Source organism: Massilia sp. Soil_C_3, from assembly GCF_057657035.1.
This window is the reverse complement of record NZ_JBDGJG010000004.1, coordinates 525767-548995: the sequence shown is the minus strand read 5'-3', so window position 1 is coordinate 548995 and position 23229 is coordinate 525767. Positions and strand designations below refer to the sequence as shown.

17 protein-coding genes and 1 pseudogene are annotated in these 23229 nt (G+C 66.8%); 14 read left to right on the top strand and 4 right to left on the bottom strand.

The features are described 5' to 3' along the window. Positions 1-379: 379 nt before the first annotated feature. Complete coding sequence (locus AC3A6F_RS10585) at positions 380-1744, bottom strand: ATP-binding protein (protein WP_487680437.1); 1365 nt, start codon at positions 1742-1744, stop codon at positions 380-382. Between the two features lies 1 nt (position 1745). After that, a complete protein-coding gene (locus AC3A6F_RS10580) occupies positions 1746-2477 on the bottom strand; it encodes a response regulator (RefSeq protein WP_487680435.1) in 732 nt (243 codons plus the stop codon). Between the two features lie 215 nt (positions 2478-2692). Here AC3A6F_RS10580 and AC3A6F_RS10575 point away from each other — a divergent pair, with 215 nt between their 5' ends. From AC3A6F_RS10575 to AC3A6F_RS10545, 7 genes are all read left to right on the top strand, one after another. Beyond that, positions 2693-4708 carry a TonB-dependent receptor domain-containing protein gene (locus AC3A6F_RS10575; protein ID WP_487680433.1) on the top strand — a complete coding sequence of 672 codons (2016 nt, stop codon included), beginning with the start codon at positions 2693-2695 and terminating at the stop codon, positions 4706-4708. A gap of 49 nt (positions 4709-4757) precedes the next feature. Next, positions 4758-5708 carry a siderophore ABC transporter substrate-binding protein gene (locus AC3A6F_RS10570; RefSeq protein WP_487680431.1) on the top strand — a complete coding sequence of 317 codons (951 nt, stop codon included), beginning with the start codon at positions 4758-4760 and terminating at the stop codon, positions 5706-5708. A 5-nt stretch (positions 5709-5713) separates the two neighbouring features. Further along, complete coding sequence (locus AC3A6F_RS10565; protein ID WP_487680429.1) at positions 5714-6709, top strand: ABC transporter permease; 996 nt, start codon at positions 5714-5716, stop codon at positions 6707-6709. Continuing rightward, positions 6699-7658, top strand: a complete 960-nt coding sequence (locus tag AC3A6F_RS10560; RefSeq protein WP_487680427.1) for an iron chelate uptake ABC transporter family permease subunit — start codon at positions 6699-6701, stop codon at positions 7656-7658. The genes AC3A6F_RS10565 and AC3A6F_RS10560 overlap by 11 nt, the downstream gene beginning before the upstream one ends. Next, positions 7659-8414, top strand: a complete 756-nt coding sequence (locus AC3A6F_RS10555; protein WP_487680425.1) for an iron ABC transporter ATP-binding protein — start codon at positions 7659-7661, stop codon at positions 8412-8414. A 21-nt stretch (positions 8415-8435) separates the two neighbouring features. After that, positions 8436-8858 carry an EamA family transporter gene (locus AC3A6F_RS10550; RefSeq protein WP_313167340.1) on the top strand — a complete coding sequence of 141 codons (423 nt, stop codon included), beginning with the start codon at positions 8436-8438 and terminating at the stop codon, positions 8856-8858. Between the two features lie 90 nt (positions 8859-8948). Next, the gene (locus tag AC3A6F_RS10545) at positions 8949-10880 is read left to right on the top strand and encodes a metallophosphoesterase family protein (protein WP_487680453.1); all 1932 of its coding nucleotides are present in this window, start codon (positions 8949-8951) and stop codon (positions 10878-10880) included. Between the two features lie 174 nt (positions 10881-11054). Here AC3A6F_RS10545 and AC3A6F_RS10540 read toward each other — a convergent pair whose 3' ends face one another. After that, entirely contained in the window at positions 11055-11942 is an 888-nt protein-coding gene (locus tag AC3A6F_RS10540; RefSeq protein WP_487680422.1) for a cupin-like domain-containing protein, read from the bottom strand. 444 nt (positions 11943-12386) lie between these two features. Between AC3A6F_RS10540 and AC3A6F_RS10535 the strand changes: the two genes are divergently transcribed. From AC3A6F_RS10535 to AC3A6F_RS10505, 7 genes are all read left to right on the top strand, one after another. Then, positions 12387-13106 carry an ElaB/YgaM/YqjD family protein gene (locus AC3A6F_RS10535; protein ID WP_487680420.1) on the top strand — a complete coding sequence of 240 codons (720 nt, stop codon included), beginning with the start codon at positions 12387-12389 and terminating at the stop codon, positions 13104-13106. Positions 13107-13263: 157 nt separating this feature from the next. Next, positions 13264-15288 carry an LTA synthase family protein gene (locus tag AC3A6F_RS10530; RefSeq protein WP_487680418.1) on the top strand — a complete coding sequence of 675 codons (2025 nt, stop codon included), beginning with the start codon at positions 13264-13266 and terminating at the stop codon, positions 15286-15288. Positions 15289-15308: 20 nt separating this feature from the next. Beyond that, positions 15309-15998, top strand: a complete 690-nt coding sequence (locus AC3A6F_RS10525) for a response regulator transcription factor (protein ID WP_487680416.1) — start codon at positions 15309-15311, stop codon at positions 15996-15998. After that, entirely contained in the window at positions 15985-17226 is a 1242-nt protein-coding gene (locus AC3A6F_RS10520; protein ID WP_487680414.1) for a sensor histidine kinase, read from the top strand. The genes AC3A6F_RS10525 and AC3A6F_RS10520 overlap by 14 nt, the downstream gene beginning before the upstream one ends. Positions 17227-17312: 86 nt before the next feature. Further along, the gene (locus AC3A6F_RS10515) at positions 17313-18950 is read left to right on the top strand and encodes a phosphoethanolamine transferase (protein ID WP_487680412.1); all 1638 of its coding nucleotides are present in this window, start codon (positions 17313-17315) and stop codon (positions 18948-18950) included. A 1-nt stretch (position 18951) separates the two neighbouring features. Then, entirely contained in the window at positions 18952-19725 is a 774-nt protein-coding gene (locus AC3A6F_RS10510; RefSeq protein WP_487680410.1) for a phosphatase PAP2 family protein, read from the top strand. Further along, a complete protein-coding gene (locus AC3A6F_RS10505; protein ID WP_487680408.1) occupies positions 19703-20095 on the top strand; it encodes a diacylglycerol kinase in 393 nt (130 codons plus the stop codon). The genes AC3A6F_RS10510 and AC3A6F_RS10505 overlap by 23 nt, the downstream gene beginning before the upstream one ends. Here the strand turns inward: AC3A6F_RS10505 and AC3A6F_RS10500 are convergent. Further along, positions 20088-23227: pseudogene (locus tag AC3A6F_RS10500) on the bottom strand (efflux RND transporter permease subunit). The gene AC3A6F_RS10505 and the pseudogene AC3A6F_RS10500 sit on opposite strands and share 8 nt — an antisense overlap. Positions 23228-23229: the final 2 nt, after the last annotated feature.

Sequence of the window (23229 nt, the reverse complement as noted above, 5' to 3'; positions counted from 1 at the left end):
CCGAACGCCCGCTCAGGTGGAAAAAATTCTCAGCTGTGCCTGATTAACCCTGTCCACCATTCCGGTGCATCTCACTCTGACCCTAATTATTTAAGGGTTCATAAAGTGCACAAGAATATCTAATTGAGTAAGCGCTATTGCGGCTTGAGAAATGATTTCCCCTATGAGAGGATAATGTTCAAGAAGCAGCACTTCGACGACCAAACTAATTAGGGTCAGAGTAGAATTATTTTGCAATTTATTTTTAGACCGGACATTATGAGAATGGCCCGGCTAACAGTTGATTGCAAGTTCTTGGCAATTAATTCTACTCTGACCCTCATTATGGGGATTGCGGAGAAATTGCTCAATAATTCTACTCTGACCCTAACTGGGAGGGTTAGGTGGGGAGGGCGATGGTGGCGGTGAGGCCGGGGGTGTTGTTGGTGAGGGTGAGGGTGCCGCCGTGGGCTTCGACGCAGGAGCGGGCGATGGAGAGGCCGAGGCCGACGCCGCTGCCGCCGGCGCTGCCGTGGCCGTTGTCGCCGGCGGTGTCGCGGCAGCGGGCGCTGTCGAGGCGGGCGAAGGGTTCGAAGACTCGCTCCAATTCACTTGCAGGGATGCCGGGGCCGTTGTCGATTACGGCCAGGCTCACGTCACTATTGTCGCCCGGCGCGCTGGCGCAGAGCGTGACCTCGGTGCCGTGGCGGATCGCGTTTTCGGCGAGATTGCCCACGGCGCGGCGCAGGGCGAGCGGGCGGCAGCGGTAGGGCAGCCGGTCCGGGCCGGCGTAGCGGATACGCTTGCCGGGACGCGCCAGCTCCGCCGCCAGCTCGCGCATCAGCGCCGCCAGGTCGACGTCCTGCGACGGCTCGCCGATGCAGTCGTCGGCCGCGAAGCGCAAGGTCTGCTCGACCATCAGGCCCATCGTCTCGAGCGTGCGGATCATCGCCGCGCGCAGTTCGGGATCGTCGATCAGCTCCACCCGCACCCGCAAGGAAGTGATCGGCGTGCGCAGGTCGTGGCTGATCGCGGCCAGCATGCGCGTGCGGTCCTCGACGAAGCGCCGCTGGCGCTCGGCCATCGTGTTGAAGGCAGCGGTCAGTTCGCGCGCCTCGCGCGGGCCGGTCACCGGCAGCGGGCCGTCATGCTCGCCGCGGCTGAAGCGCTCGGCGGCGCGCTCCAGCGCGCGGATCGGACGCAGGATGCGGCCGATGAAGGGCAAGGCCACCAGCAGCACCGGCAGGGTGCTCACCGGGATCGAGAAGTGCAGCGGACGCCACCACGGACTGCCGCCGGGCGACTGCTGGTAGCCCACCAGCCAGCGTCCGTCCGGCAGTTCGACCGACGCCAGCATGCCGGCCTGCTTGATGCCATCGTCGCCCGGCGCATGGTCGGTCAGCTGCACCCAGCTGCGCGGCGCCGGCGCCGACGCCGACATACCCGGCAGGCGCTCGGCCAGGGCTTGCGCCTGCCTGCGTTCAGCCTCGTTCATCGCCGGGCTGGCGGCGTTGGCGCCGCTGGCCAGCCAGTAGCGCGCGGTCGGCGAGCCGATCGCCGCCAGCATCTCGTCGCCCTTGTCTGGCGACAGGCGCAGCGACTGGTAGATGCCGGCCATGCGGTCGAGCATATAGCGTGCGGCCAGCGGATGCATGGCGTCCGGCGCCAGTTGGCGCGCCACGATGGCGGCGGCGTGCGCCAGCAGCACGGCCACCAGCAGCGTCGCGACCAGCTGGCCGCCCATGGTCTTCGGGATCAGGCGCATGCTAGCCGGCCGTTGGCAGTGCCTTGACGTCGGCCGTGAACACATAGCCGTCGCCCCACGAGGTCTTGAGCAGGCGTGGCCGGCGCGGATCGCTCTCCAGCTTCTTGCGCAGCCGGCTCACCTGACTGTCGATACTGCGGTCGAAGTTCTGCACCTCGCCGTCGCGCGTCAGGTCGAGCAGTTCGTCGCGGCTCAGCACCTTGCCGGCGCGCTCGACCAGCACGCCCAGCAGGCGAAATTCCGATGTACTCAATGCCACCGGTTCGCCGCCGGCATCGCGCAGCTCGCGCCTGGCCATGTCCAGCGTCCAGTCGCCGAAGGCGTAGCGGCGGCCGTGCCAGCCGGCCGTGGCGCGGCTCAGGCGCCGCAGCATGCCCTTGATGCGGGCCACCAGTTCGCGCGGATCGAAAGGCTTGGTGACGTAATCGTCGGCGCCGATCTCGAGTCCGGCCACGCGGTCGTCCTGGCTCGCCATCGCGGTGAGCAGGATCACCGGCGTGCTGCTGGTCTCGGCCAGGTGGCGGCACAGCGACAGGCCATCCTCGCCCGGCAGCATGATGTCGAGCACCACGAGGTCGATCGGATGCTGGCGCAGCAGCGCGCGCGCGGCCGCGGCGTCGGCGGCGGTCAGCACCTCCAGGTCGTGACGGCGCAGGAAGGCGGCGAGCGGGTCGCGGATGTCGGCGTGGTCGTCGACCACGAGGATGCGGGAGGGCGTGAAAACAGGATTCATTGCTGAGGTATCAAGGTTTGCCACAACTTGACAAACTTTCTGGCGGTTAATTGCATATGATAATCATTATCATTCACAGCGAACTGGCCTGGCAATAGGTGTTCGCCGCATAAAAGTAGTTGAACGACAGAGAGAGAACGAAGCGTATGCAGCACACGACAAGGGCATGGTTCAAGCGGACGACCATCGCGGCGGCACTTCACGGCGTCCTGGCCATGAGCGCCCACGCCGCAGCCGATGCGCCAGACTTCAACCCGCAAGCCACCGGCGCATCCGGCACCGTGCCGACCGTCGTCGTGACCGCCGCCGGCTTCGAGCAGTCGGCCACCGACGCTCCCGCCAGCATCACCGTGATCACCCGCGAAGACCTGGAAAAGCGTCCGTTCCGCGACCTGACCGACGCGCTGCGCGACGTGCAGGGCGTGACCGTGACCGGCGTCGCCAATGAACAGGATATCCTGATTCGCGGCCTGCCTGGTCAATACACGCTGATCCTGGTGGACGGCAAGCGCCAGTCGACGCGCGATGCACGCACCAACGGCAACGCCGGCTACGAGCAGAGTTTCATTCCACCGCTGGAGGCGATCGAGCGCATCGAAGTCGTGCGCGGTCCGATGTCCTCGCTGTACGGCTCCGACGCCATGGGCGGCGTCATCAACATCATCACGCGCAAGGTCGCCAAGGCCTGGGGCGGCTCGCTCGGCGTCGACGGCACCCTGCAGGAACACAGCGACTCGGGCAACTCGACCCAGGGCCAGTTCTTCCTCAACGGTCCGATCGCCAGCAATGTCCTCGGCCTGCAGCTATGGGGCAAGCAGAACAAGCGCACCGAGGACGAAATCCTGAACGGTTTCAACGGCGCCAAGGACCGCGACCTGACCGCGCGCCTGGCCTGGACCCCGAACGCCGCCCACGACGTGCTGCTGGAAGCCGGCAAGAGTGAACTGAAACGCAACAGCTCCGCCGGCCGGGTACTGGCGCCGAGCGCCGCCAATACGCGCCAGGAGCACAGCCGCGACCACTGGTCGGCGTCGCACAACGGCCGCTGGGGCTGGGCCACCTCGCAGATCGCCCTGACCCAGGAAAAAGGCCAGCGCGAGACCTACACGCAAGACCGCGTGGGCGACTATATCCGCAACGAGCGCGCGCCGGAAATCAAGAAAACGGTGCTGGACGCGAAGCTCAACACCCGCCTGGGCGACCACTTCCTGGTGATCGGCGGCCAGTACAACCGCGGAGAACTCACCGACCAGAATCCGGGCCGTCGCACGGGCGTGGACGAGCACTTCAGCATCATCCAGAAAGCGCTGTTCGTCGAAGACGAATGGAGCCTGACCGACACCCTGGCCCTGACCGCCGGCCTGCGCGCCGACGACCATGAAATCTATGGCAAGCACTGGTCGCCGCGCCTGTACGCCGTGTGGCATACGAGCGACGCGGTCACGATCAAGGGCGGCGTCTCGCGCGGCTTCCGTGCGCCGGAGATCCGCAACATCGCGCCGGGCTACGCCTACACCACCGGCGGCGGCGGCTGCACCTACGGCCCGAACGGCACCTGCGGCGTCATCATCGGCGACCCGGACCTGAAGGCCGAGACCAGCACCAGCTACGAGATCTCCGCCCACTACAACAACAAGGCCGGCATCCAGGCGAATGCGACCCTGTTCTACACCGACTTCAAGGACAAGGTGGCGAACGCCCTGATCTACAACGACGACGGCTCGATCGCGCGCTGGTCGGAAGACCCGAACTACCGCCTCTGGTACAGCTACAACATCGACGACGCCACGATCCAGGGCCTGGAACTGGGCCTGACCTGGCAGCCGGTGCGCACGCTGTCGTTCAAGTCGAACTACACCTTTACCGATTCGGAGCAGAAGGGCGGCGCCTACGAGGGCTACGCGCTGACCCGCACGCCGAAGCACCGCGGCACGCTGCGCGCCGACTGGAACGTCACCGACGCGCTCGACCTGTGGGCCTCGGTCACCTACAGCGGCAAGGAAATCAATGCCGCTGCGCGTTCGGGCAGCAATGGCGTGACCCTGCCCAACGGCGCCAAGGAATACGGCGACTACACGATCGGCGACATCGGCATGACCTATGACTGGAGCCGCAGCGTCGCCATCAAGGCCGCGCTGTTCAACGTCAGCGACAAACGCCTGGATGAGCTGACCTACAACACGGTCGGCGACGGCCGCCGCCTGTGGCTCGGGGTGACCACACGCTTCTGACCACACGCTTCTAAATAACCAATTTGTTGAACGAGACAGGAATACCGACATGACCATCAAGAACATCTTCCAAGGCCGCCGCGCAGTGCTGGCGGTCGGCGTAGCCCTGGCCTTCGGCACGATGACGGCGCAAGCCCAGAACACCGTCCAGATCAAGCATGCCAGCGGCACCACCGCGGTCCCGGCCAGCCCGAAGAAGGTCATCGTGCTCGACGCCACCACCCTCGACAACCTGTCGGCGCTGGACGTGAACGTCGCCGGCGTACCGACCATGAGCACCACCGCGCGTCCGCTGCCGCGCCACCTGGCGCGCTACAACAGCGCGCCCAAGATGGGCACCCTGTTCGAGCCGGACTATGAAAAAATCCACGGCGCCAAGCCCGACCTGATCATCGTCGGCGGCCGTTCGCAGGCCAAGTACGCGCAACTGGCCAAGATCGCCCCGACCATCGATCTGACGCCGGACCGCACCAACCTGGTCGCCAGCGCCAAGAACAACGTCAACACCCTGGCCGGCATCTTCGGCAAGCAGGCGCGCGCCAAGGAACTGACCGACAAGCTCGATGGCTCGATCGCCGCCCTGAAAAAGCAGGCTGAAACGGCCGGCACCGGCCTGATCGTCCTGACCACCGGCGGCAAGATGAGCGCCTACGGTCCCGGCTCGCGCTTCGGCGTCCTGCACGACACCTTCGGCATCAAGCCGGCGGTGGCCAAGCTCGACACCTCGAACCACGGCCAGGCGATTTCCTTCGAATTCATCCAGAAGACCAATCCCGACTGGCTGTTCGTGATCGACCGCGACGCCGCCATCGGCCGCGAAGGCACGGCCGCCGCCAAATTCCTGGACAATGAACTGGTGCGCCAGTCGAACGCCTGGAAGAACAAGCGCGTGGTCTACCTCGATGGCCTGAACTGGTACACCGTGGGCGGCGCCGGCATCACCGCGCTGCAGGAAAACGTCGACCAGCTGTCGCGCGCCTTGGCTCCCGCGGGGCGCTGATAACGATGGCAGCAAGCGTGCGCGCTGCGCGACACATCTCGCACGCCTGGCTGGCGCTGCCGTTATTGCTGACGGCGGCGCTGGTCGCGTTGAGCGTGGCCATCGGCGCCGGCGACTTCAGCTTCGCCGGCCTGTTGGCGGGCACGCAGTCGACCGACTGGCAACTGCTGGTCGTCAGCCGCCTGCCGCGTACCCTGGCCCTGCTGCTGGCCGGGATGTCCCTGGCCGTGGCCGGCCTCATCATGCAGATGCTGGTGCGTAACCGCTTCGTCGAACCGTCCACCGCCGGCACCATTGAGGCGGCCACGCTGGGCGTGCTGGCGCTGGCGCTGCTGGCGCCCGATACCCCGGTGTTCGGCAAGATGCTGGTGGCGGCCGCCTTCGCGATGGCCGGCACCTTCCTGTTCCTCGGCCTGTTGCGCCGCATCCCCTTGCGTTCTTCCTACCTGGTGCCGCTGGTGGGCCTGATCCTGGGCGGCGTGATCCAGGCGGTCACGACCTTCTTCGCCTTCCGCCACGACATGCTGCAGACCCTGCACGCCTGGACCGTGGGCGACTTTTCCGGCGTGCTGCGCGGCCGCTACGAGCTGCTGTGGCTCGGCGCGGTGCTGGCCTTCGCCGCCTGGGTCGCGGCCGATCGTTTCACCGTGGCCGGCATGGGCCAGCAGTTCACCACCAACCTGGGGCTGAACTACAAGCGCCTGACCTTCTATGGCCTCCTGATCGTGTCGGCGATTTCGGCGGTGGTGGTGGTCACGGCCGGCAGCATTCCCTTCCTGGGCCTGATCGTGCCGAACGTGGTCAGCATCCTGTTTGGCGACAATATGCGCCGTTCGGTGCCCTGGGTTGCGCTGCTCGGCGGCCTGTTCGTGCTGGCCTGCGACATCATTGGCCGCCTGGTCGTGTATCCCTACGAGATCCCGATCGGCACCGTGGTCGGCATCATCGGCGGCGCGCTGTTCCTGTTCCTGTTGCTGCGAGGTCGTTCACGTGACGCTTGATGTAACGCCTAAAATCAGGCTCGCCCTGCTCGCAACGCTGGCGCTGTCGGTCGTCGCCGCCTTCATGCTGATCGGCGCCGGCGGCAACTGGGACTTCGTGCTGCCGTTCCGCGGCGCCAAGCTGGCCGCCATGCTGCTGGTGGCGTATGCGATCGCGGTATCGTCCGTGCTGTTCCAGACGATCACCCACAACCGCATCCTGACGCCGTCGATCATGGGTTTCGACGCCCTGTACCTGTTGATCCAGGCCGTGATCGTGTTCAGCCTGGGCATCGATCCGCTCACCGAGACGGGCAACCCGAACCTGCGCTTCGCGGTCGAGGTGATCCTGATGACGGGCTTTGCCTGCCTGCTGTTCCGGGCGCTGTTCAACGGCGCGGCGCACAGCCTGCACCTGATGCTGCTGGCCGGTATCGTGTTCGGGCTCCTGTTCCGCAGCCTGTCGAGCTTCGTGATGCGCCTGATCGATCCCAACGAGTTCATGGTGCTGCAAGACCGCATGTTCGCATCGTTCAACTCCATCCAGACCGGCCTCCTGTGGGTGACGGCGATCGCCATCGGCCTGGCGTCGCTCCTGGCCTGGCGGCTGCGCCACCAGTACGACGTCTTGACGCTGGGCCGCGAGATCGCGGTCAACCTCGGCATCGACTACCGGCGCACGGTGATGTTCACCCTGGCCCTGATCGCGGTGATGGTGTCGGTGTCGACCGCTCTGGTCGGCCCGGTCACTTTCTTTGGCCTGTTGGTGAGCAACCTGGCCTATGTGACGGCCGGCTCCGGCAAGCACAGGTTCCTGCTGCCGATGGCCGTGCTGTGGGGCGTGGTGTTCCTGGTCGGCGGCCAGGTGCTGCTCGAGCGCGTGCTCGAACTGAACGCCACCGTCAGCGTCGTCATCGAGTTCGTCGGCGGTCTGCTGTTCCTGTTCCTGATCACCCGTAGAAAGTCCTAGATGATCGAGATTTCCCAAATCAGCAAGCGCTATGCCGACACCGTGGTCGTCGACGACGTGACGCTCACCCTGCCGGCCGGCGGCGTCACCGCCATCATCGGCCCCAACGGCGCCGGCAAGTCGACCGTGCTGTCGATGATCAGCCGCCTGCTGCCGATGAGCGCGGGGCGGGTGTTGGTGGACGGCATCGACGTGGTCAAGGGAGATAGCAAGGAACTGGCGAAACGCCTGGCCATCCTGCGCCAGGACAACCACCTGCCGATGCGGCTGACGGTGCGCGACCTGGTCGCCTTCGGCCGTTATCCGCATACGCAGGGCCGGCCGACGATCGACGATGCGGCGCATGTCGAACGCGCGCTCGGCTATCTGGGCCTCTCGGACCTGGCAGGCCGCTACCTCGACCAGCTCTCGGGCGGCCAGCGCCAGCGCGCCTTCGTCGCCATGGTGCTGTGCCAGGACACCGACTACGTGCTGCTCGACGAGCCGCTCAACAACCTCGACATGCGCCACGCGGTCGACATGATGGGACTGCTGCGCCGCACCTCGCGCGAGCTGGGCAAGACCGTGATCCTGGTCCTGCACGACATCAATTTTGCCTCTTGCTACGCCGACCGCATCGTGGCCATGCGCGGCGGGAAGGTGGCCTACCACGGCACGCCGCTCGAGCTGATCCAGCCCGAGGTGCTGCGCGACCTGTATCAGCTCGACATCCGGGTGCACGAGGTCGATGGCCAGCGCATCTGCGTTTATTATTAAATGAGTTACTAAGGAGCGTCAGTGGAACGCTGGGTCGTTTACGCATTCCTGTCGATGCTGTTCGCCGGCGTGACGGCCGTCATCGCCAAGCCCGGCCTCACCGGCATCTCGGGCGACCTCGGGATGGCGGTGCGTACCTGCTTCGTGTTCGTGTTCGTGCTGCTGTTCGCGGCGGCCGTGGTGCCGGCGCGCGAGCTGCAGGCGCTCACCCCGGCCAATATCGCCTGGCTGGCCGGATCGGCGGTGGCTACCGCGCTGTCGTGGATCTTCTACTACAAGGCCATCAAGGAAGGGCAGGTGTCCACCGTCGCCCTGATCGACAAGGGCAGCGTGGTGATCGCGGTGCTGCTGGGCTGGCTGTTCCTGCAAGAGGCGCTCACCCCGGCCAAGCTGGCCGGCTGCGGGCTGATCGTCGTCGGCCTGCTCGTGATCGCGCGCGGATGAGCGAACGCCATCTGCTACACTCGGCCGATCGTATCCCTTGAAGACCGTGCCGCGTTGATCCAGACTGTTCCTTCCGCCGACCTCCCGCCCGTGCTGGCCGGCCCCATCCTGCGCCGTCTCGAGCCGGGCCGCCTGCTGCTGTGGCTCGTCGGCAGCGATGCGCTCGACCTGACCCTGGAGCTGGCGCCGCAGGGCGGCAAGCCGCGCCGCCTGCGGCTCGATGGCGCGGCCTGCCGCGTCGTCCGCGTCGGCCGCCATGCATACGTGCACCTGATCGACGTCGCCCTGGATGAGCCGCTGCCGCAGGACACCCTGATCGAGTACGACCTGGTCCTGGACGGCGGCGAAGGCATCGCGCACTGGGCGCCGCACCTGCTGCACGCAGGCGCAAGCCGGCCCAGCTTCGTGCTGCGCAGCCGCATGGACGACATCCTCTACGGCTCCTGCCGCAAACCGCACCACCGCTCGCGCGACGGCCTGGCCTGCGCCGACGCGCTGCTGGCCGATCGCATCGAGGAGGCCGGCGCGCGGCCGGCCATGCTCATGCTGTGCGGCGACCAGGTGTATGCCGACGACGTGGCCGGCCCGATGCTGGCGGCCATCCACGCGCTTATCGACCGCCTGGGCCTGTACGGCGAATGCCTGGAGGGCGCCGTGGTGGACGACAGCGAGGCGCTGTATGCCCACCCGGCCGGCTATTACCGGCGCGAAGACCTGCTGCCCGCATTCAAGTCGAACGACGACTTGCGTGACCGCTTCTTCGGCGGCTCGGAAAAGCCGATCTTCACTACCGCCAACGCCCACAACCACCTGGTGACCCTGGCCGAAGTGATGGCGATGTATTTATTGGTGTGGTCGCCGGCGCCGTGGCGTATCGTGGGCGAGCCCGCGATGCCGCCCCTGAAGCCGAAGCACGTCGAGCGCTGGCGGCGCGAAGGCGCGGCGCTGCAGGGTTTCTGCGCCGAGCTGCCGCAAGCCGCGCGCCTGCTGGCGCATGTGCAGACCCTGATGATCTTCGACGACCACGACATCACCGACGACTGGAACCTGTCGGCCAAGTGGGAGACCACCGCCTATGAGCACCCGTTCTCGCGCCGCATCATCGGCAATGCGCTGATGGCCTATATGCTGTGCCAGGGCTGGGGCAACCGGCCCGACGTGTTCGGCGAGACGCTCGACGCGATGGCTGACTTGAGCGCCACGCCCGATGCGCGGGGACGGCTGGAGCCGGGCGCGCAGGACGCGCTGATCCAGCGCCTGCTCGCGTTTCGCCAGTGGGACTACATGCTGCGCACCCAGCCCGCCATCATCGTGCTCGATACGCGCACGCGGCGCTGGCGCAACCGGCGCACGCCTGGCCATCCGTCGGGCCTGATGGACTGGGAGTCGCTGACCGAGCTGCAACATGAACTGCTCGATGAGACGGCTGCCGTGATCGTTTCGGCGGCGCCGATGTTCGGCGTGAAGCTGATCGAGGTGGTGCAGAGGATCGCCACCTTCGCCGGCCTGGCCCTGACGGTCGACGCCGAGAACTGGATGGCGCACCGCGGCGCGGCCAGCAGCATGCTCAATATCTTCCGCCATTCGCGCACCCCGGGCAATTACGTGATCCTGTCGGGCGACGTGCACTATTCCTTCGTCTACGACGTCGAGGTACGCGACTCGGATCGTCCGCAGCACGTGTGGCAGATCACCAGCAGCGGCATCAAGAACGAATTCCCGCGCCGGCTGCTCGACTGGCTCGACCGCCTGAACCGCTGGCTGTATTCGCCGCGCTCACCGCTGAACTGGTTCACCAAGCGCCGCGACCTGGCCTTGCGTCCGCGCCTGCCCGACCAGCGCACGAGCGGCGAGCGCCTGTGGAACGGCGCCGGCATCGGCCAGGTATGGCTCGACGCCCATGGCCGCCCGAGCCGCATCGTGCAGCACAATGCCGATGGCCGGCCGTCGACCGAGTTCGTGGTGCTGGACGACGCCGAAGCCGCCACGCCGGCTACCGAGGAATCGCAGCGCGTCGCCTAGCCCTTGACCCTGGAACGTCGCCCCCGCGAAGGCGGGGGCCAAAGTTCGCATGCCGATCACCATCGCGCGCCGCAAGTTGTGACGCTGAGGACTTGGGTCCCCGCCTTCGCGGGGACGACGGCGAAGGCCGCGGGGACGACGGCGAAGGCGGCGGGGACGACGGCGGACGGCGAACTAGCGCGCCAGCGCCAGCGGCTGGCCGCGCGCCCAGCGATTGGACGACAGCGAAAGGCTCAGGGCCCGCACCTGGTGATACCAGCCGGCCGGCACGTACAGCATGTCGCCAGGCTCCACGACGATCTCGACCAGCGCCGCCTGGCGCGCCAGCGGGAAGGCCTCGTAGTCGGGCGCTTCCGGGTCGAAGGGAGAACCGAACAGCAGCGGATTGGCTTCGCGCGTATACAGAAAGGCGTCATGGTGGGGCGGCGCCAGGAAAATCCGCTTGGTCCCCCACAGCTGGGCGAAGATATTGTCGTCGTAGTCGCAGTGCAGCGGCGTCACCGTGCGCGCCGGGCCGATCCAGAAGCGGGGCGGGCCCATCTTCTCGAACCAGGCCGGCCAGTGGCACAGCCGGTTCAGCTCGCGCAGGGACAGGTTGCCCACATAGGGCGGCAGACCGGAGGCGGCGTCGGGAGGCGTCAGGTCGAGGTAGTCGCGCAGCAGCATGTCCTGCATCGCGCGATCCGGCGCGAACGCCGTATTGACGTAGTCGCCGATGCGCGCGCGTACGGGCAGATGGCCGAACTGTTCGCGCAAGTCCTGCGGGGTCAGGTCGGCCAGCGGCCAGCGCTTGACGACGCCGGTGACCAGGAAGGGCATGCCGGCCGCCGCCCGCGCCCGGAAGCCCGCCGCATGGAGCCGGGCCAGGCGCGGCACGGCGGTGAAGGGGGGAAGCTGCCGCGCGGCCTCGCGGATGGCGTCGCGCATGGCGGCGATCGAGGTCACGCCGCGCACCTGCGCCGCCTTCTCGGCCTCCTGCTGCTTTTTTGCTGCCAAGTCCTGTTGCGCCGGCAAGGCCTGGCGCGGCGGCAGGCGGCTGCCTGAAACTTTCTCTACTGCCATGTGATGTCCTACGGGACGCCTGAAGAAGGCGAAACCCCGTATGGTACTGCCAACGCGCCTTTCATCCTTCCGCCAATTGATAAATGACAGCATTTGAGGCGGATGGAACGGCTCTGTTAGTCAGCGCACGGTCTCTTAATACTGGTCCATTGTATTTTTGGTATCGCGACGCAGTTGGTTCGATACTGCGCTCGTGACGAAGCCCTGAAAGGGCGCTCGCCCCGAGATCGGGACGATGAGCCTGGGGCATCGATGGAACCTTTGCGGTGGTTTGAGGTCAGTGAATCAATAAACTGATCTTGGGCATGAAGCCGCGCCGCCATTGATGTACCGCAGGCAGCTTTCGTTCCCGCGTTTAGTATCGGACTGATTCAAGGAAGAATGTGGTGATAGTCGAATATCGGTCTACTCCGCGTTGGTCATACATTTTATGAGGGATACATCATGGATAATCAAAAGTCTAACGAAGGTAAAGGCATCGACGCCAACAAGTCCGGTTCGAACATCGGCAAGAGCCAGGATTCCAGCCTGAACAAGGGCACTACCGCTTCGTCGGGCAGCCAGCAGAGCGCGTCGTCGAACCTGAGCAGCACGGGTTCGTCGCCGTCGTCGTCGAGCCTGCAAAGCGCCTCGTCGAGCGGCAACCTGGGCAGCACCGGCTCGTCGTCGTCGAGCATCGGTTCGGCGGCAGGCAGCAGCGGTTCGCTGGGCAATAGCGGTCTGGGCGCATCGTCGTCGAGCCAGTCGTCGACCCCATCGTCGACCTCGTCGACTCCATCGTCGACCTCGTCGTCCGATGCGAACGGCGATCAGTCGACGGTCGGCGGCATCAAGGCAGCGATCTCGTCGATCTCGCCAGACAAGGTGCACGCAGGCATCGACAAGGCAGCGCAAGCCGCCCAGCCTGTGGTCGACAACCTGGCTTCGCGCGCCCACGCCGGCGTCGACAAGGTCACCGGTCTGCTGAGCTCGGCTCAAGAGAAATTCGGTGGCGGTTCGGCCCAGCTGAGCGAAAAATGCTCGGACCTGTCGGCCCAGGGCAAGGAATACGTCAAGAACAACCCGGGCAGCGCGCTGCTGGCCGCGGTGGGCGTGGGCTTCATCCTGGCCAAGCTGCTGGGTGGCTCGAGCGACCGTCACGAGTATCGCAACTACCGCGACTGATCTTGTTGCAAGGAGGCGCGCCGTCTGGCGCGCTTCCCGGATGGCCCGGCCGGTTTTCGCTGGCCGGGCTTTTTTTCGTCTCCGGCTTTCTCTCGCCACCTGATTTAACGCTTTCTTAACGCCTGACTAACATCTCGATGACGGCATGCGACCTAGCATGCATAGCATGACCATCGAGAAACTTCATCTGCCTAAGGGCATCAATGGTGCTCCGGCAATGGAGCGGCATCGCGGCGCCGGACTCGCGCGCACCACCGCATGGGCCGGCCCCTTCGCTCCCCTGGTCCAGCTGCTGTGCATCGGGATGCTCCTCCTGTCGGCTTTTCGGATCGCCCTGATCGCATGGCAATGGCCGCGCGTGGCGGCGACCGGCATCGTGCCCGAGATCCTGCTGCAGGGCGTGCGTGCCGACCTGATCCTGCTCGGCTATTTTCTGGCCATTCCGCTGTTGTTGGCGCCGTTGCTGGCGCATGCCCGCAGCGCCCGCCTGTGGCGCAGGGCCAGCGTGGCCTGGACCGGCTTCGCGCTGATCTTCATCGTGTTCATGGAAGTGGCCTCGCCACAATTCATCATGCAATACGATGCGCGTCCGAACCGCCTGTTCATCGAGTACCTGGGCTATCCGCAAGAAGTGTTCGCCACCCTGTGGCATGGCTTTCGCACCGCCCTGCTGCTGGGCTGTGCGCTGACCGTCATTCTCGGGATCGCGCTGGTGCGCCTGTTGCGACGGACCGCGGCCGGCATGACGATGTGGCCGAGCCGGAAGCTGCTGCTGGTCTGGCCCATCCTGTGCCTGCTGGTCTTCGTGCAGATCCGTTCCACCACGGGTCATCGCCCGGCCAATCCGGCCATGTTCGCCTTGAGCAGCGATGCGATGGTCAATTCCCTCGTCATCAACTCGGCCTGGTCGGTGCTCGATGCGATCCGCTCGATGGGCAACGAGGCGAAGTCCTCGGAAATCTATGGCGACTTTCCGCGCGAGCAGGTGTTTGCCGAAGTGAAGGCGGCGCCGTGGCTGCGCGACTACCGCTTCCCGAATCCGGAGCTGCCGACCATGCACTACCAGCAGGCGGCGATCGCGCGCAGCAAACCACTCAATCTCGTGATCGTGCTGCAGGAAAGCCTGGGCGCGACCTTCGTGAAATCGCTGGGCGGGCTGCCGGTGACGCCCGAGCTGGAAAAGCTCAAGGACGAGGGCTGGTGGTTCGAGCAGCTGTATGCCACCGGCACCCGCTCGGTGCGCGGCATCGAGGCGGTGGTGGCCGGCTATGCGCCGACGCCGGCGCGCAGCACGGTGAAACTGTCTCTGTCGCAGAACAATTTCTATACGCTGGCCGACGGGTTGGGCCGCCAGGGCTATCACACCGAATTCGTCTACGGCGGCGAGGCCCACTTCGACAATATGCGCAGCTTCTTCACCGGCAACGGCTTCCAGAACATCGTCGACATCGGCGACATGAAGCCGCAATTCGTCGGCAGCTGGGGTGCCTCGGATGAAGACCTGTTCGACAAGTCGCTCGAGCGCCTGAAGAAGTTGCATGACGGCGGCAAACCGTTCTTCAGCCTCATCTTCACCTCGTCGAACCACGAGCCGTTCGAATTCCCGGACGGCAAGATCGACCTGCACGACCCGGACAAGCAGACCGTGAACAATGCGGTCAAGTACGCCGACTACGCCCTGGGCAAGTTCATCCGCGAAGCGAAGCAGCAAGCCTACTGGAAGGACACGGTGTTCCTGATCGTGGCCGACCATGACAACCGCGTCTACGGCGACAGCCTGGTGCCGATCAAGAAATTTCACATCCCCAGCCTGATCCTGGGCGCCGACGTCGAACCGAAGCGCATCGCCACCATCGCCAGCCAGGTCGACCTGGGTCCTACCTTGCTGTCGCTGCTGGGCGTGTCCAGCACGCACCCGATGATCGGGCGCGACTTCGTCAAGGACGCCACCACGCCGGGCCGCGCCCTGATCCAGTTCAACGATTATTTCGCCTACCTGGAAGGCGCGCACGCCACCGTGCTGCGTCCCGGCCAGCCGCCGCTGGCGGCGCGCTATGACGCGGCCAGCGGGCAATTCGATCCGGGCGAGGGCGCGCCAGCCCGGGCCCAGGCGGACAAGGCGATGGCGCACGTCATCCTGCCGTCGTTGTTGTATCGCGAACAACGCTACCGGCCGCGCTGACGCCGTCTTACAATACCCGCATGCGCATCCTCATCGTCGAAGACAATCCCGACATCCTCGCCAATCTCTATGGATTCCTGGAGCCGAAGGGCTACACGCTCGATTCGGCCCGTAACGGCTATGGCGGCCTGGCGCTAGCCTCCGAGAACACCTATGACGTGATCGTCCTCGACGTCATGCTGCCCGGCCTGAACGGCCTGGAGCTGTGCCAGAAGCTGCGCTCGGAGCTGATGTCCACCACGCCGGTGCTGATGCTGACCGCGCGCGACGCCCTGCACGACAAGGTGGCCGGCTTCGACAGCGGCGCCGACGACTACCTGGTCAAGCCGTTCTCGCTGGTCGAACTCGACGTGCGCCTGAAGGCCCTGGCGCGGCGCGCCGGCGGCCAGCACGCGATCAGCCGCGAATTGCGCTTCGGCCCGCTGGTGTTCGACCCCGACCAGCAGGAGGCCGCGCGCGACGGTGTCAAGGTCGCCCTCACCAAGACCGGCTACGTGCTGCTGCGCTGCCTGATGGCGGCCGCCCCGCGCATCGTGCCGCGCGAAGCGCTCGAGCAGGCCGTGTGGGGCGAGGACCGTCCGGAAAGCGATGCCTTGCGCACGCATATCCATGCGCTGCGCCAGGCGATCGACAAGCCGTTCGCCTTCCCCATGGTGCACACCATCGCCGGCGTCGGCTACAAGCTCGCCCTGCCAGATGCGCGCGGCTAGTTCGCTGAGCCGGCCGATCACCAGGGCCTTCATCCTGTTCGGCGTCGTGCTGTCGCTGTTCTTCGCGGTGCTGGCGGCGCTGGTGGTCGAGGGCATCGAGGTGCACTTGGTAGACGAACGCTTGGCCGAAGTCGAGAAGTGGGCGCGTCCGCGCGCCGCCGCCGGGCTGCCCGCCGACCTGCCGGCCGGCCTGCGCTTCCACCGCGGCGACGACATTCCGCTGTCGCTGCGCGGCTTGCCGGCCGGCGTGTCCGAGGCCGAGATCGATGGCGTCGGCCTGCACGTGCTGGCGGGCAGCGACGAAGCGGGCCCCTACGTCGTGGTCGACCATGAAAGCGATTACGAGCAGATCGAGCTGCTGGTGTATTCGATGTTCGCCGCCTTCTTCGCCGGCTTCGTCATCCTGGCGCTGTTCCTGGGGCGCTTCGTGGGCATGCGGATCGTCACGCCGATCCGCGAGCTGGCGGACGCGGTCGGCCGGGGTGCGCTGGCGCTGCCGCACACGGCGCGCGAGGACGAGCTGGGCATCCTGGCGCGCGCCCTGGATGCGCATACCAGCGAGCTGCGCGCCTTCCTCGACCGCGAACGCTTCTTCACGGGCGACGTCAGCCACGAACTACGTACGCCGCTGACGGTCATCATGGGCGCGGCCGAGATCCTGGTCGAGAACACGGACAACCCCGCGGTGCGGGCGCCGGCCCGGCGCATCTACCGCGCCGCGCAGGAAGCCACCGAGTGCGTCACTGTCTTGCTGCTGCTGGCGCGCACGCCCGAACTCGGCCTGTTCCCGCCGGTCTCGGTGGACGACATCGCGCGCACCGAGACCGATCGCTACCAGCACATGGTGGCCGATAAGCCGGTGGTCCTGCGCTGTACGGGTTCGGCGTCCATCGACGTGTGCGCGCCGGCCGAGCTGTGCGTGTCGGCGATCGCCAACCTGATCCGCAACGCCTGTCAGTACACCGAGCGGGGGCAGGTGACGGTGGTGCTGGAACCCGGCCGCGTCAGCGTGGAAGACACCGGCCCGGGCCTGCCGGATGCGGTGCGCCAGACACTGGACCGGGATGCGGCCGCGATTCCATCGAGCGGCTCGGCCGGGACCGGCCTGGGCCTGTCGCTGGTCAAGCGCATCTGCGAATACCTCGGCGCCACGCTGATCCATGAACAGCGCCCGGGCGGCGGCAGCCGCCTCACGATCGTGTTTCCAGGCGACTTCACGCAATCCTGACGCCGGCTTGACGCCGGCCTGAAGCGCCCCTCTTTACTCTTCAGGCATTGCAGTCCGCATCGGACTGCGCTGCTCGAGGAGGAAGCGTGGAGAGATTGTTCGGCAGGCGTATCCAGGCGCCGGTGCTGGTGCTGGCCGTGGCCTTGCTGCTGGCCAGCGTGGGCAACGTCAAGTTCTGGTCGGTCCTCGGCAGCGCCGCGGGTGGCGTCACTCTGGCCAGCCTGCCGCTGCTGGCGGGCTCGTTCCTGATCGTGGTCCTGTTCTTCAACGCCTGCCTGACTCTTGCGAGCTTTCGCCTGGTCGCCAAGCCGGTGCTGATCGCGCTGGTGCTGGCCGCGTCGGCCGCCGGCTATTTCATCGCGACCTATGGCGTCGTCATCGACAAGGCCATGATCCAGAACGTGTTCGAGACCGATACGCGCGAGGCCACGGAGCTGATCAGCTGGCAGATGGCGGCCAGGATCGGGCTCCTGGGCGTGCTGCCCGCGTGGGCGATCTGGCGCAGCAGGATCGCGTTCCCGCGCGGCGCGCGCGGTCTGCTCGAACGCGCCGGCATCGCCGGCGGCTCGCTGCTGATGGCGCTCCTGCTGCTGGTGTTGCTGTACAAGAGCCTGGCGCCGGCCCTGCACGAGCATCGCGAACTGCGCTTCCTGCTCACACCGACCAACTTCATCCAGGCGACGCACGGCTACCTGCGTGCGCGCTGGGCCGCCCCCGTCGTGGTCGCCCCGCTCGGGCGCGACGCCGTCAAGGGCGCCACGTGGAAGAGCGCGCAGCGCCGCACGCTGACCGTGATCGTGGTCGGCGAAACGGCGCGCGCAGCGAATTTCTCGCTCAACGGCTACCCCCGCGACACCAATCCGCTGCTGGCGCGGCAAGGCGGCTTGATCAACTTCTCGCGCGTGCATTCCTGCGGCACCGCGACCGCGGTATCGGTGCCCTGCGTGTTCTCGGCCTTCGGCCGCGAGGACTACAGCCAGTCGAAGGCCGAGCGCCAGGAAGGCTTGCTCGACGTGCTCGCGCACGCCGGCTTCGACGTCGTATGGCGCGACAATAATTCGGGCTGCAAGGGCGTATGCGACCGGGTGCGCTACCAGGACCTGTCGCGGCCGAAGCCGGGCAGCCCGTGCGGGGGCGACGAATGCCACGATGAAGTCCTGCTCGACGGTTTGCCCGAACTGCTGCGCCGCGGCGGCAAGGACATGGTGGTGGTGCTGCACCAGAAGGGCAGTCATGGTCCCGCCTATGCCAGCCGCTATCCGCGCGCCTTCGGCCGCTTCGGTCCGGTATGCACCAGCAACCAGTTCGAGACCTGTACTCGCGAATCGATCCGCGCCGCCTACGACAACACCATCCTGTACACCGACTACTTCCTGAGCACGACCATTGACCGCCTGCGCGCGCTGGCCCAGGGCGAGGACGTCGATACCGCCATGCTGTACTTCTCGGATCACGGCGAATCGCTGGGCGAGAACAACGTCTACCTGCACGGCACGCCCTATATGTTCGCGCCGCGCGAGCAGACCGAGGTGCCGATGATGCTGTGGATGTCGGACGGCTTCAGCGACCGCTTCCACATCGACCGCCGCTGCCTGGGCCAGCGCCGCAACGAGCCGCTGTCGCACGACAATGTGTTCCACTCCGTGCTCGGCATGCTCGACGTGAATACGGCGGTGCTCAATCCGCGGCTCGACATCTTCCATGCCTGCGTGCGGGGCGCGTGAGATGGACGTTGCCACTTCTACCGCGCTGCTGCCGGCGTGGGCGACCCGGCGCATGGCGGCGGCGTTGGCTGTCGCCGCGCTGGTGATCTTCTGGATCGGTCGCTGCACCGACCTTGACCTGGCGCTGGCCGATGCGGTGTTCGATGCCGCCAGCGGCGTCTTCCCCTGGCGCCATGCCTGGCTGGCCGAGACCTTCAGCCACCTGATCCTGAAATGGCTGCTGATGCTGCTCGCGCTGGGCTTCATCGGCCGCGCCCTGGCCGACCTGGCCTGGCCGCGCGCCGCCATGAGCGAGCAGACGCGCCTGCGGCTGCGCATCGTCGCGCTGTCGGCGCTGCTGGTGCCCCTGGCGATCAGCATGCTCAAGCAGTTCAGCACCTCGCATTGTCCATGGGACTTGCTGCGCTATGGCGGAGATCAACCCTATGTGCGCCTGCTCGAGGTCTTGCCGGCCGGCGCCGTCGCCGGGCAGTGCCTGCCGGCCGGGCATGCGTCGAGCGCCTTGTGGCTGCTGTCGCTGGCGGTGTACTGGCTGCCGGCGCGGCCACGGATGGCGAGCGCGGTGACTGCCCTCGCGCTTGCGTTCGGCGCGGCGGTCGGCTATCTGCAGCAGCTGCGCGGCGCCCACTTCATGACCCACACCCTGTGGTCGATGTGGATCGCCTGCGCGATCGTCCTGTTCCTGGTCGCCGTCCTCAGGGCGCGGCCATCCCGCCGCAAGGCGTCATTCAACCCCTTATCGGAACCCGTCAATGTCGCAACCGCAGATCAGTGAATTCAAGAGTAAACAGGGCCTCGGGCGGATACTGTCCGCGTCCCGCTATTCGGCCGAAGGCCTGAAGTTCGCCTGGCAATCGGAACACGCGTTTCGCCAGGAGTTGCTGGTAGCCTTGCCCGCCATGCTGGTGGGCGTGCTGCTGCCGCTGCCGGTCCTCGAGCGGCTGGCGCTGGTCGCGGTGCTGGTCGTGGTGCTGGTGGTCGAGCTGCTCAACTCCGCCATCGAGGCGGTGGTCGACCGCATCTCGCTGGAGCGCCACCCCTTGTCCAAGAGCGCCAAGGACCTGGGCAGCGCGGCCGTCGCGCTGGCCGTCATGCTCGCTGCCCTCACCTGGGGTGTGCTCGTACTGCCGCTGCTGTTCATTTAGCAGGGCTGTGCTCTTCGGCCTTCGCGCGCGCCGGCGCCGGCTTGCGCTGCAGCCTGCGCCCGTGGCGCTTCAACCAATGCTCCAGGTCGTCGATATAGGTATAGACGGCCGGCACCACAAGCAGGCTCAATAAGGTCGAGGTGATCAGGCCGCGATCACGGCCACCGCCATCGGCGAGCGGAAGCTCGGGTCGCCCGAGAAGCCCAGGGCGAGGGGCAGCATGCCGGCGCCCATGGCGATGGTGGTCATCACGATCGGGCGGCTGCGCTTGTGGCAGGCGTCGACCAGGGCGTCGAACCGGTTCATGCCGGCCTCGCGCGCCAGGATCGCGTAGTCGACCAGCAGGATCGAGTTCTTGGTCACGATCCCCATCAGCATGATCAGGCCGATCATGGTCGGCATCGACAGCGCATTGCTGGTCAAGAGCAGGGCGACAAACGCGCCGCCTATCGACAGCGGCAGCGCCGCCAGGATCGTCACCGGCTGCATGAAGTCCGAGAACAGCAGCACCAGCACGCCATAGATGCACAGCACGCCAATCAGCATCGCCACCCCGAAGCTGTTGAACAGCGCCTGCATCTCTTGCGCGTCGCCCAGCTCCGCGATCGTCACCGAGGACGGCAGCGAGCGGAACACCGGCAGCGCGCGCGCCTCGGCATTGACTTCGCCAAGCGCGCGGCCGGACAGTTCGACGTCGAGCGTCACGTTGCGGCTGCGGTTCAGGCGGTCGATCTGGGCCGGGCCGCTTTCCATCGTGATGTCGGCCACCGTCGACAGCAGCACCGGGCCGTTCGCGCCGGGTACCATCAGGCGCCCGATGGCATCCAGGTCGGCGCGCACCGCATCCGGCAGCTTGACCCGGATCGGCACCTGGCGCTCGTCCAGGTTCATCTTGGCCAGCGATTGCTCGTAGTCGCCGGCGGTGGCCACGCGCACCGTCTCGCCGATCGATGCCGCCGTCACGCCCAGGTCGGCCGCGCGCGCAAAGTCGGGCCGCACGATGATCTCGGGCCGCACCAGCGAGGCGCTGGAACTGACATTGCCGATGCCAGCCAGTGTGCGCAGCTCGCGCTCGGCCTGGCGCGCAGCAAGCGTGAGCGCTTGCGCGTCGTCGCTGCGCAGCACCAGCTGCATCTTGGTGCCGGCGTCCGGTATGCCGACCGTGAAGCGGGCGCCGGGGATGTCCACCAGCGCTTGCCGGATGCGGTTCTCGATCACGCCCAGCTTGACGTCGCGGTCGCTGCGGTGGACGGTGGCGATGGTCAGCACGGCGCGCCGCGCCTCGGCCGCCGCGCCGGGCGAGAAGGCGTCGCCGCTGGAGCCGCCACCGATCGAGCTGAACACGCTTTTCACGCCGGCCACCTTCATCACCTGCAGGCGCACCTGCTCGGCCACCGCATGGGTCTGGGCCAGCGTGGCGCCCGGCGGCAGCTCGACGCTGACCTGGCTCTGCGAGCGGTCGGCCGGCGGCATGAAGCCGGTCGGCAGCAGCGGCACCAGGGCCAGCGAGCCGACGAAGAACAGTGCTGCGCCGAGCATGGTCAGGCCGCGCCGGCGCAGGCACCACTGCATGACGGCGAGATAGCGGCGCATCAGCGGGCCGTCCGGCGGCGCCTGCGGGTTACCCTGGGCGTCGATGTGGATATGCTTGGGCGCCTTCATCAGGTAGGCGCACATCATCGGCGTGAGCAGCCGCGCCACCAGCAGCGACGCCAGGATGGCCAGCACCGCGGTCCAGCCGAACTGCTTGAAGAATTTGCCGGGAATGCCGCCCATGAAGGCGGTCGGCAGGAATACGGCGACCAGGGCGAAGGTGGTCGCGATCACCGCCATCCCGATCTCGTCGGCCGCTTCCAGCGCGGCCTGCATCGGCGTCTTGCCCATGTGGAGGTGGCGCGAGATGTTCTCGATCTCCACGATCGCATCGTCGACCAGCACGCCGACCACCAGGGCCAGCGACAGCAGCGTGACCATGTTCAGCGTGTAGCCGAACAGATACTGGCCCAGGAAGGCCGGGATCACCGACAGCGGCAGGGCGGCCGCCGCGATCAGGGTTGCGCGCCAGTCGCGCAGGAACCACCACACCACCAGCACCGCCAGCAGCGCGCCTTCGTACAGCATGTGCATCGAGGCGTCGAAGTTCTCTTCGACCGAGTAGGAGTTGTCGATCACTTCCCTGATCACGAGCTTGGGATTTTCCTTGCCCAGCTGTTCCATGGCGGCGCGCGCCCCGGTGGCGACGTCGATCTCGCCGGCGCCGCGGGTGCGGAACACCTCGAAGGCGACCACCTTGCGGCCATCCTGCTCGGCCAGCGCGCGCTGCTCCTCGACCGTGTCGATCACGTTGGCTACCTGGTCGAGGCGCACGTGGCGGCCGTCCGGCAGCGGGATGTCCATCGCCGCCAGCTGCTGCGCGGTCTGCACGGTGGCCAGGGTGCGCACCGATTGCTCGACGCCGGCCACGTCGCCGCGGCCGCCCGGCGCCTCGCGCTGCACATTGCGCAGCTGGCGCGACACGTCCAGCGCCGACACGCGCAGCGCGGCCATCCGCTGGTCGTCCAGTTGGACCCGCACTTCGCGCGACACGCCGCCCACGCGCTTGACGGCGCCCAGGCCGGGCACGCTCAGCAGGCGCTTGGAGACGTCGTTGTCGACGAACCAGCTCAGGTCCTGGTCGTCCAGGCCGGAGCCCTCGCTTGCCGCCACGGTGAAGGTCGAGACCACGCGGCCGGCGGTGGCGGTCTTGGTCACCGTCGGGTCGCGCATCTCGGCCGGCATGTCGGCGCGCACGCGCGAGACCGCGTCGCGTACGTCGTTGACGGCATCGGCCGGATCGCGCTCGAGAATGAACTCGACCGTGATGGTGGCCACGCCGTCCAGCACGCGGGTATAGATGTTCTTGATGCCTTGCAGGGTGGCGATCGAGTCTTCCATCTTGCGCGCGACCTCGGTCTCGAGCTGGGCCGGGGCGGCGCCGTCGAGGGTCGCGGTGACGGTCACGATCGGCAGCTCGATATCCGGGAAGTCCTGCACCTTGCTGGCATTGAAGGCCAGCAGCCCCGCCACGGTGAGCAGGGCGAACAGCATGATCGCCGGGATCGGGTTGCGGATCGAGAGGGCGGAGAAATTCATCG

Excerpts from the sequence above, each read along its gene's own strand:
- AC3A6F_RS10535 (WP_487680420.1), top strand. The coding sequence starts at position 12,387 with ATGGATAATCAAAAGTCTAACGAAGGTAAAGGCATCGACGCCAACAAG.
- AC3A6F_RS10575 (WP_487680433.1), top strand. The coding sequence starts at position 2,693 with ATGAGCGCCCACGCCGCAGCCGATGCGCCAGACTTCAACCCGCAAGCC.
- AC3A6F_RS10540 (WP_487680422.1), bottom strand. The coding sequence starts at position 11,942 with ATGGCAGTAGAGAAAGTTTCAGGCAGCCGCCTGCCGCCGCGCCAGGCC.
- AC3A6F_RS10585 (WP_487680437.1), bottom strand. The coding sequence starts at position 1,744 with ATGCGCCTGATCCCGAAGACCATGGGCGGCCAGCTGGTCGCGACGCTG.
- AC3A6F_RS10510 (WP_487680410.1), top strand. The coding sequence starts at position 18,952 with ATGGACGTTGCCACTTCTACCGCGCTGCTGCCGGCGTGGGCGACCCGG.
- AC3A6F_RS10505 (WP_487680408.1), top strand. The coding sequence starts at position 19,703 with ATGTCGCAACCGCAGATCAGTGAATTCAAGAGTAAACAGGGCCTCGGG.
- AC3A6F_RS10520 (WP_487680414.1), top strand. The coding sequence starts at position 15,985 with ATGCGCGCGGCTAGTTCGCTGAGCCGGCCGATCACCAGGGCCTTCATC.
- AC3A6F_RS10530 (WP_487680418.1), top strand. The coding sequence starts at position 13,264 with ATGCATAGCATGACCATCGAGAAACTTCATCTGCCTAAGGGCATCAAT.
- AC3A6F_RS10555 (WP_487680425.1), top strand. The coding sequence starts at position 7,659 with ATGATCGAGATTTCCCAAATCAGCAAGCGCTATGCCGACACCGTGGTC.
- AC3A6F_RS10570 (WP_487680431.1), top strand. The coding sequence starts at position 4,758 with ATGACCATCAAGAACATCTTCCAAGGCCGCCGCGCAGTGCTGGCGGTC.
- AC3A6F_RS10580 (WP_487680435.1), bottom strand. The coding sequence starts at position 2,477 with ATGAATCCTGTTTTCACGCCCTCCCGCATCCTCGTGGTCGACGACCAC.
- AC3A6F_RS10565 (WP_487680429.1), top strand. The coding sequence starts at position 5,714 with ATGGCAGCAAGCGTGCGCGCTGCGCGACACATCTCGCACGCCTGGCTG.
- AC3A6F_RS10525 (WP_487680416.1), top strand. The coding sequence starts at position 15,309 with ATGCGCATCCTCATCGTCGAAGACAATCCCGACATCCTCGCCAATCTC.